The organism is Klebsiella sp. HMSC09D12, from assembly GCF_001808475.1.
Classification (GTDB): domain Bacteria; phylum Pseudomonadota; class Gammaproteobacteria; order Enterobacterales; family Enterobacteriaceae; genus Klebsiella; species Klebsiella oxytoca.
Window position 1 is genome coordinate 1 of sequence record NZ_KV793421.1, and the last position, 6,035, is coordinate 6,035.

Here is a 6,035-nt window from a genome sequence, read left to right on the forward strand (position 1 = left end):
CATAAGCAGTTGCTCGGTAATACCCAAAATAGCCTACTCCGACATGTTGCATCAACATCAGGTAACCCCCTTATTAACCCTGAGGTATTTGCAATATCTGTGTGAACTTACACACCCATGAAACTACCGCGAAACACCCTGGTCTGGTGCGTATTAATCGTGTGTTTAACGCTCTTGATATTCACATGCCTGACCCGGAACCGCTTATGCGAAGTCCGGCTGAAGGACGGGAACAGGGAGGTCGCGGCAAGCCTGGCTTACGAATCCAACGGTAAGTAGCAACCTGGAGGCGGGGGAAACCCCGCCTTTTCAGGGCTGCGTTGGTCTGACATGCCTGAAGCGCCTTTATGAAGGGGTTACCGTTCGCCGGTAGCCCCTTTTTCCTCTATCTATTCATGTTAAGGCTAATGTACGCATCCATTAGCTATTACCGGGAAGGTTATTTTTCCCTGTTCCGTGCTGCACGGATGCCTGTCTGATAGTGCTTTTTCACACTTGCAATATCACTCAGGGTGGAGGCCTGACAGGAGTATGCGGCAAGACGGTAGCGGGAAGCTATTTCATCCAGGATGGCAGGCGTATTATCGCGGCTGCGGTGCTGGCGACCCTTCTGCCCAAAAGTGGCAACAATTATGTCCTGGCTACCCGAGCGGCCGAAAAGGCGCATACAAAGGCGCTTTACAATAAGCGGGGTTAAGTCCAGATCGATGCTGTCAGCTATCTCAAAAATAAAACTCAGCATCCGGTACGTTTTATAGCGCTTAACTGCTGCGCTGAGGCGTGCGGCTCGCTGAGGCAGTTCCCACGAATAATCAGAATAACGCTGCAGTTCAGCCTGATAATCCCGGGTCAGATGTTCGATTGTGTACGTAAAGTTGCGGTAAAAGTAAGCGCGAGACTGTTCAGTCTGTGATTCCTGAGCCATTTTATGCACCAGTTGTTAATGCTAATGGATGCGTACATTAGCATTAATATTTACTGCGCTTAAATTTTGTTCTTCTTGCTTGATTGTGTATGACTTCTGTCATACAGTTGTCTGTGTAATGAACAGCAATTGTTCCACTTAACTCAGAGAGGCGAAGCGCAGTCGCGGGTGAGCCAAAGGAGAGCCAGCATGAACTTCACGATAAAATCCCGTAAAACCGGCGAAATTTTCAGTTTTTACGCACCCGAGAGTGGCGGTTATGTCCACCTGGAGTCCCCGGGACACTCTGGTAACACAGGTGCTCAGATTTGCTGTGGTGGAGGGTTCATGGGGAGTACGCTTTCCTGTGGCGCTTCTGAGGACGATCTGGCCAGTGTTGCCCGTAAATGGTACCGACAGTTCGTGAGGGAGCGGCGCAAATTCTTAATTATGTCGGGCCAGTATTCTGAGGATAACCCATGAAAAAAGAAATCTCCCGCAACCCCTCTTTCACGCCTTCGCCTAAGCTGCGAGCACATCTGAACTCCCACAGGGAAGGGGTGACTGAAAGGCTGAATAATATCTTTGATCGCTATGCGCATCTGGTTCGGGTCTGTGCCCTTCCTCTCGATGACGACGAAACACAGGTTCTGCTTAATGTGCTGAGTGGCTCCGTTGTGGAACCCGCCTTTATTGAATATCTGGCTCAGGAAATTCTGGACTCGGATGATTATCTGGAAGGGATACCCGCAGCTAAATCACTGTACGAAAAGTGTCAGTCAGCGACCTATCCGCAATTGCTGGCCACCGTCGAACGTCTGGAACGATAAGAAAGGCATAACAACACTGGACCCCTTCGGCTCCTGGCCAGCTGCGCTGTCCAGTCGTCGAGCCACACTCCGCCAGGGCAGCTGCTGCGCACCTGCCGGGCTCCGCCGAACCCGCAAAGCGGTTTCGGGCCTGACGGCTAGTGTCTGATGTCTGAAGTCAAGGTCAACGGCAGCGCTTGCTGCGACCGGAACGGTCGCGCCGCTTTCACCGTGCCGGCGATAAAGCTACCGGCACTCTGATGGCGCCACGCCGTTCCGTCGTGTCGGGTGTGTTCATTCTCATCCCTTCCCCTGGTGAGTCATCTCTCGTCCGTTCCCCGGCGAAGGGCTGGTCGTAGCACCGCCGTGTCGTCACCCAAGGGGTAAATAAACTCCGCCAAAAACTTTTTGCCAGGGACCGCAAAAACTTTTTGTCTCCGCCCCTTGTTCTCCTCCTTACGACGTTGCTCCTTTGCCCTTTGCCGCCAGGGAACTCACCGAGAGATGGATTAACCACCAGACCAGAGGAAAAGCAGAATGAACACACAGAACGTCAACGTCAAAACCGCCACCAAAGAATCTACCGAAAGATGGGTTGAAAACCTTCTGGCCAACGCGATTAGCGAGCAAAAGAGCCTCCTTATGTATCTGGCGGAGCTTAAAAACAAGCGCCTTAGAGAAAGCGAAAGAAGTGAACTGGTATGGGGCACGTTGATGCGTATGGCTGATAACGTCCTGGGGGCGGGAGTGGTTGACTGGCACGCTGACGTTCTGCAGGTGCATTTCGGCGTTGCACAACCGTGGCTTCAGTCCCGGAAACTCGTTGAGCTTCTTTATGGTGATATCGGTGAGGAAGCGTGGAATGACGCACGCAAATACATTGCTGACTCAATGCGCGCTGAACGCCATATGCCATGAATCTGCTTTTTTACCCAACATCTGGCGGTCCGGGGGCCGCCGGTCATCCACATAAGGAGAGATGTATGAACTTACACCTGATCGAATCCTCTGCAGTCCTGGGAATGCAGACCACCGCAGAGGCAGAACGTGCGTACTGGTTGAGTCGCCGTAACGATGCGGTGAAAGCACCGGAAGAAATCGACGTTCATGCCTTTCACGAGGCGCTGGGCCTGATGTATCCGCTCAACTGGTCAACAAGTGAGAACGGCGAGTGGGAAACGTTCATGCTGCAGGAGATGGTCTGCTGTGACGTGACAGAGATATACGCCCGCTACGGAGCCAGATATTTCCGGCTGCGGGATGTGTGCAACCTGAGCCATGCGCAGATTACAACGCGCATTAAGGAGGAATTTAACCTGTTCCGGAAATGAAAAAAGCAGGGAAAACCCTGCTTTATCCACGCCGTAAAAGTCGCGGTAACGATTTTTTCGGCTGTTCAAATTAACTTAGAGGTACATATGAACCTATCCATTCTTTCACCTTCCACTGAGGCTGTAAAGCCCCGTCGTCATCCACGTATCCAGCGAGACGATATTGCGGCCCAGGAGATTGATCCGGCGCTGAAAGCCTTCGGGCGGCATATTGCCCGCAGTATTCGTAAGGGGCGCGGCGTTCATATCCCCGCGATGAACAACACCGCCTTCGGGCAGGTACTCCGCACGCTTGAACTTAAACGCGCATGTAACTGATAAGGTGAGCCGCTCCTTCGGGAGCGGCAACAGCGGAGATAATGTTATGTCACAGCTGAGTTTTGCCGATGTGTTCAATCTGGCCAGAGAAACTGCGGATAACAGCCCTGTCATTCAGGCAGGGCAGCAGATCGCGGAAACGGTGCCCACGGTTCATCGTATGATGAGCGAGCAGTACAGCCGGGGCCGTTTTATCCGCGTATTTAAGGATACGGGCCGCCATCTGGGGCGCTGGGAAGTGTTCAGTGATTTTCTGTCGCTTGCCGCCAGCGAGCTGGATATGGCCCGGATACGAACGCCGGAGAGCATGGAGCACTGCCGGAAAATCTGCGCCCGGTACGAGGCCACCGACATCGCGAACATGCAGGAAATGTTCTGCCTGATGGTGTGTGCGCTGGAGGCGAAATTTCATGATTTCCTCGGCGCGATTTTTATGGAGCTTGAGCTGGGTGATAACTTTCGCGGGCAGTATTTTACCCCGTATTCCGTGCAGTGTCTGATGGCGCGAATGCTGATGCCAGGCGTCAGAGACACTATCCGCCGGGAAGGGATTGCCACCGTCAGCGATCCGGCGTGTGGGGCCGCAGGGATGCTGATCGCCTATGCAGAGTGCCTGCTTGAAGCGGATATTAACCCCTCAATGCACATGTTCGGCAGCTGCATTGACATCGATCCGGTGGCGGCAGATATGGCATTCATCCAGCTGTCACTGCTGGGGATAGCAGCGGAAGTGGTGACGGGCAACACGCTCACGATGCAGATCCGGCGTGTGAGGTATACCCCGGTTTTCTACCTCAATGACTTTGAAAAACGACTGGCAGATCTGCGCCGGTTCAGGTCTCTGCGGGACTTTATGCGCGGAATACAGGAGGCCGCGTAAATAACCGGAAGGGCAGGGGATAACCTGCCCGACTGCGCTGAAAGGCCGCAGCGCCTGTGGCGCTGAATAATACCGGCTGCGCTACGCGCCGCCCGTATTACTCCGGCGCGGTATTATCTCATCAATATTCTTTATTCATCTCTGTTACATCGCTTCCGCTATTCTGCTGTGTATCTCTTCCGCTATTTATCTCTGATGAAAGATTAAATAAATACTGACCCGGGCGTCGTCCCTGTCGGGACACGGCTGTCGTGAACAGAGCCAGCAAGCTGTCTCTGCCCTGTCGGGCTTCCATCCTGACGCAAATTCAAAATCTCGCTTGCTGCATCCTTATCAGGATGCGCCGCTCTCACCGTGGCGATAAATACCCGCCACTCCAGGGCCTGAACGTGAATCCGATAAACACCGGATTGACGTTCAGGGTTGTGCGCATTCTCACTCCAGCTCGATATCGCCCGACTTCATCTTTCGCGGAGGGCTGCTTTTAGCATCAGCCGTGGAGGAAATAAAGGGGTATATAAACGCCGCGCGCCCCTTTATTTCCTCCCCGTCGGCTGCAAATTGCCCTTCGCCGCTCAGTGATGAAGTCGAACGATTTAATAAACCGCGAAGGAGAAAATCAGTATGCGCACAATGAAAGTCAACACCGCCACTCGTGAATCAGACGAACAGTTTAAAACAGATAAATATCTGCGCAGTGCCGTAACCAATGGTAAAGCTCGCCTGGATTTTATCACGGAGCTCTTTTTTACGCCGTTAGCCGATACTATGGCCGCGAACTGGTTACGCCAGCATTCTGAATACGACGGCGGTTCCTGGTCTTACTGGGTTATTCCACAGGGTGTCGGCGGGAATATTGCACCCAACAGCATCCAGTTCATTACCACGCAGACCGGATATATCGCACCTGAAGGTGAGCAGCGTTACAGGATGTGCATCCCGGGAAATTATTTTGAAGGTGAGGTTAGCGCTGATGCAGCAGGCATTATTGCCACGCTGATGATTATGAACAGGTTGTCCTGGCACGTGGCTGAAATGGGGCCGCAATATGACCAGATCTGCAGGCGTCTGGTTTCACGGCAGGATGCACTGAAGGATTATATCAGCATTATTCATCATCCCGAACGGCATTTAATATGGCGGGCAATTGATTAATCACTTCCCTGTTCTGAAGACCTCATGAATGAGGTCTTCATTTTGTTGTTAAAGATGACTGGCCGGCATTTTTATTTTTCTTGATAGCGAGGTAGATGGCCTCAATCTTCCTGGCGTACTCCAGTCGTCGCATGGCCTGCCTGTCCGTTCTCCGGAACCCGGCGTTGTAGGCGCCGACTGCCTCCCAGCTGACTCCCCATTTTTTAAAAGCCAGTGCCAGATAATAAGCACCGGTGTAAATATTCAGACAGGCATCAGTCAGAAGGTGTCCCGGTTTAATACCGTACTGCGACAGTTCACCCTGGTGTTGCGAGTCGATCTGCATCAGTCCGGCACCGTAGCCAGCTCCCGGGTTTTTCCCGATGGCATTCACCTTCCATTTAGACTCCTGCCATGAAATAGCCCGCAGCAGATCGGGATCTATTCGATAGTCCCGTCCTGCCATATCAAAACAATCCGCAGACCAGGCAGGCATGGAAATTAAAAGCAGGGTGGCTAATACCAGTTGTTTTCTCAAAAGACTCCCTCCGGGTCGATTCCTGCAAATACGTTAACCCAGACCAGAACCAGACTCAACAGATATGCACTCCTCACCACAAAATCACCACACACTACGCAAAATTAAAATTTTGCAGATT

General features: G+C 52.4%; 10 protein-coding genes. 8 read left to right on the forward strand and 2 right to left on the reverse strand.

Going from position 1 to position 6,035, the window contains the following annotated elements; genetic code table 11:
* Window positions 1–117 precede the first annotated feature (117 nt).
* Window positions 118–279 (forward strand): type I toxin-antitoxin system Hok/Gef family toxin, encoded by a 162-nt coding sequence (locus tag HMPREF3178_RS29550; RefSeq protein WP_032426744.1) that lies wholly within the window; start codon window positions 118–120, stop codon window positions 277–279.
* A 160-nt stretch (window positions 280–439) separates the two neighbouring features.
* On the opposite strand, the gene HMPREF3178_RS05290 is transcribed toward HMPREF3178_RS29550, so the two are convergent.
* Window positions 440–925 carry a hypothetical protein gene (locus HMPREF3178_RS05290; RefSeq protein ID WP_020277937.1) on the reverse strand — a complete coding sequence of 162 codons (486 nt, stop codon included), beginning with the start codon at window positions 923–925 and terminating at the stop codon, window positions 440–442.
* A gap of 189 nt (window positions 926–1,114) precedes the next feature.
* Between HMPREF3178_RS05290 and HMPREF3178_RS05295 the strand changes: the two genes are divergently transcribed.
* From HMPREF3178_RS05295 to HMPREF3178_RS05325, 7 genes are all read left to right on the forward strand, one after another.
* Window positions 1,115–1,387 carry a hypothetical protein gene (locus HMPREF3178_RS05295; protein WP_023317525.1) on the forward strand — a complete coding sequence of 91 codons (273 nt, stop codon included), beginning with the start codon at window positions 1,115–1,117 and terminating at the stop codon, window positions 1,385–1,387.
* On the forward strand, window positions 1,384–1,734 hold the full coding sequence (locus HMPREF3178_RS05300; protein WP_020277938.1) for a hypothetical protein: 351 nt from the start codon (window positions 1,384–1,386) through the stop codon (window positions 1,732–1,734). Before HMPREF3178_RS05295 ends, HMPREF3178_RS05300 begins: the two co-directional genes overlap by 4 nt.
* Window positions 1,735–2,250: 516 nt before the next feature.
* The gene (locus HMPREF3178_RS05305; protein WP_015632488.1) at window positions 2,251–2,631 is read left to right on the forward strand and encodes a hypothetical protein; all 381 of its coding nucleotides are present in this window, start codon (window positions 2,251–2,253) and stop codon (window positions 2,629–2,631) included.
* 65 nt (window positions 2,632–2,696) lie between these two features.
* On the forward strand, window positions 2,697–3,044 hold the full coding sequence (locus HMPREF3178_RS05310; protein WP_020316654.1) for a hypothetical protein: 348 nt from the start codon (window positions 2,697–2,699) through the stop codon (window positions 3,042–3,044).
* An 87-nt stretch (window positions 3,045–3,131) separates the two neighbouring features.
* Window positions 3,132–3,362, forward strand: coding sequence for a CCDC81 family HU domain 1-containing protein (locus HMPREF3178_RS05315; protein WP_020805755.1), 231 nt, complete (start codon window positions 3,132–3,134; stop codon window positions 3,360–3,362).
* A 46-nt stretch (window positions 3,363–3,408) separates the two neighbouring features.
* A complete protein-coding gene (locus HMPREF3178_RS05320) occupies window positions 3,409–4,242 on the forward strand; it encodes an N-6 DNA methylase (protein ID WP_020277940.1) in 834 nt (277 codons plus the stop codon).
* Between the two features lie 624 nt (window positions 4,243–4,866).
* Window positions 4,867–5,397, forward strand: a complete 531-nt coding sequence (locus HMPREF3178_RS05325) for an antirestriction protein (protein WP_020277941.1) — start codon at window positions 4,867–4,869, stop codon at window positions 5,395–5,397.
* Between the two features lie 37 nt (window positions 5,398–5,434).
* Here HMPREF3178_RS05325 and HMPREF3178_RS05330 read toward each other — a convergent pair whose 3' ends face one another.
* Window positions 5,435–5,872, reverse strand: coding sequence for a transglycosylase SLT domain-containing protein (locus HMPREF3178_RS05330; protein ID WP_015632492.1), 438 nt, complete (start codon window positions 5,870–5,872; stop codon window positions 5,435–5,437).
* Window positions 5,873–6,035 lie beyond the last annotated feature (163 nt).

What these genes read in the sequence shown, in the direction of transcription:
- HMPREF3178_RS05305 (WP_015632488.1), top strand. Translation starts at nt 2,251, where the DNA reads ATGAACACACAGAACGTCAACGTCAAAACCGCCACCAAAGAATCTACC.
- HMPREF3178_RS29550 (WP_032426744.1), top strand. Translation starts at nt 118, where the DNA reads ATGAAACTACCGCGAAACACCCTGGTCTGGTGCGTATTAATCGTGTGT.
- HMPREF3178_RS05300 (WP_020277938.1), top strand. Translation starts at nt 1,384, where the DNA reads ATGAAAAAAGAAATCTCCCGCAACCCCTCTTTCACGCCTTCGCCTAAG.
- HMPREF3178_RS05325 (WP_020277941.1), top strand. Translation starts at nt 4,867, where the DNA reads ATGCGCACAATGAAAGTCAACACCGCCACTCGTGAATCAGACGAACAG.
- HMPREF3178_RS05320 (WP_020277940.1), top strand. Translation starts at nt 3,409, where the DNA reads ATGTCACAGCTGAGTTTTGCCGATGTGTTCAATCTGGCCAGAGAAACT.
- HMPREF3178_RS05330 (WP_015632492.1), bottom strand. Translation starts at nt 5,872, where the DNA reads ATGCCTGCCTGGTCTGCGGATTGTTTTGATATGGCAGGACGGGACTAT.
- HMPREF3178_RS05315 (WP_020805755.1), top strand. Translation starts at nt 3,132, where the DNA reads ATGAACCTATCCATTCTTTCACCTTCCACTGAGGCTGTAAAGCCCCGT.
- HMPREF3178_RS05295 (WP_023317525.1), top strand. Translation starts at nt 1,115, where the DNA reads ATGAACTTCACGATAAAATCCCGTAAAACCGGCGAAATTTTCAGTTTT.
- HMPREF3178_RS05310 (WP_020316654.1), top strand. Translation starts at nt 2,697, where the DNA reads ATGAACTTACACCTGATCGAATCCTCTGCAGTCCTGGGAATGCAGACC.
- HMPREF3178_RS05290 (WP_020277937.1), bottom strand. Translation starts at nt 925, where the DNA reads ATGGCTCAGGAATCACAGACTGAACAGTCTCGCGCTTACTTTTACCGC.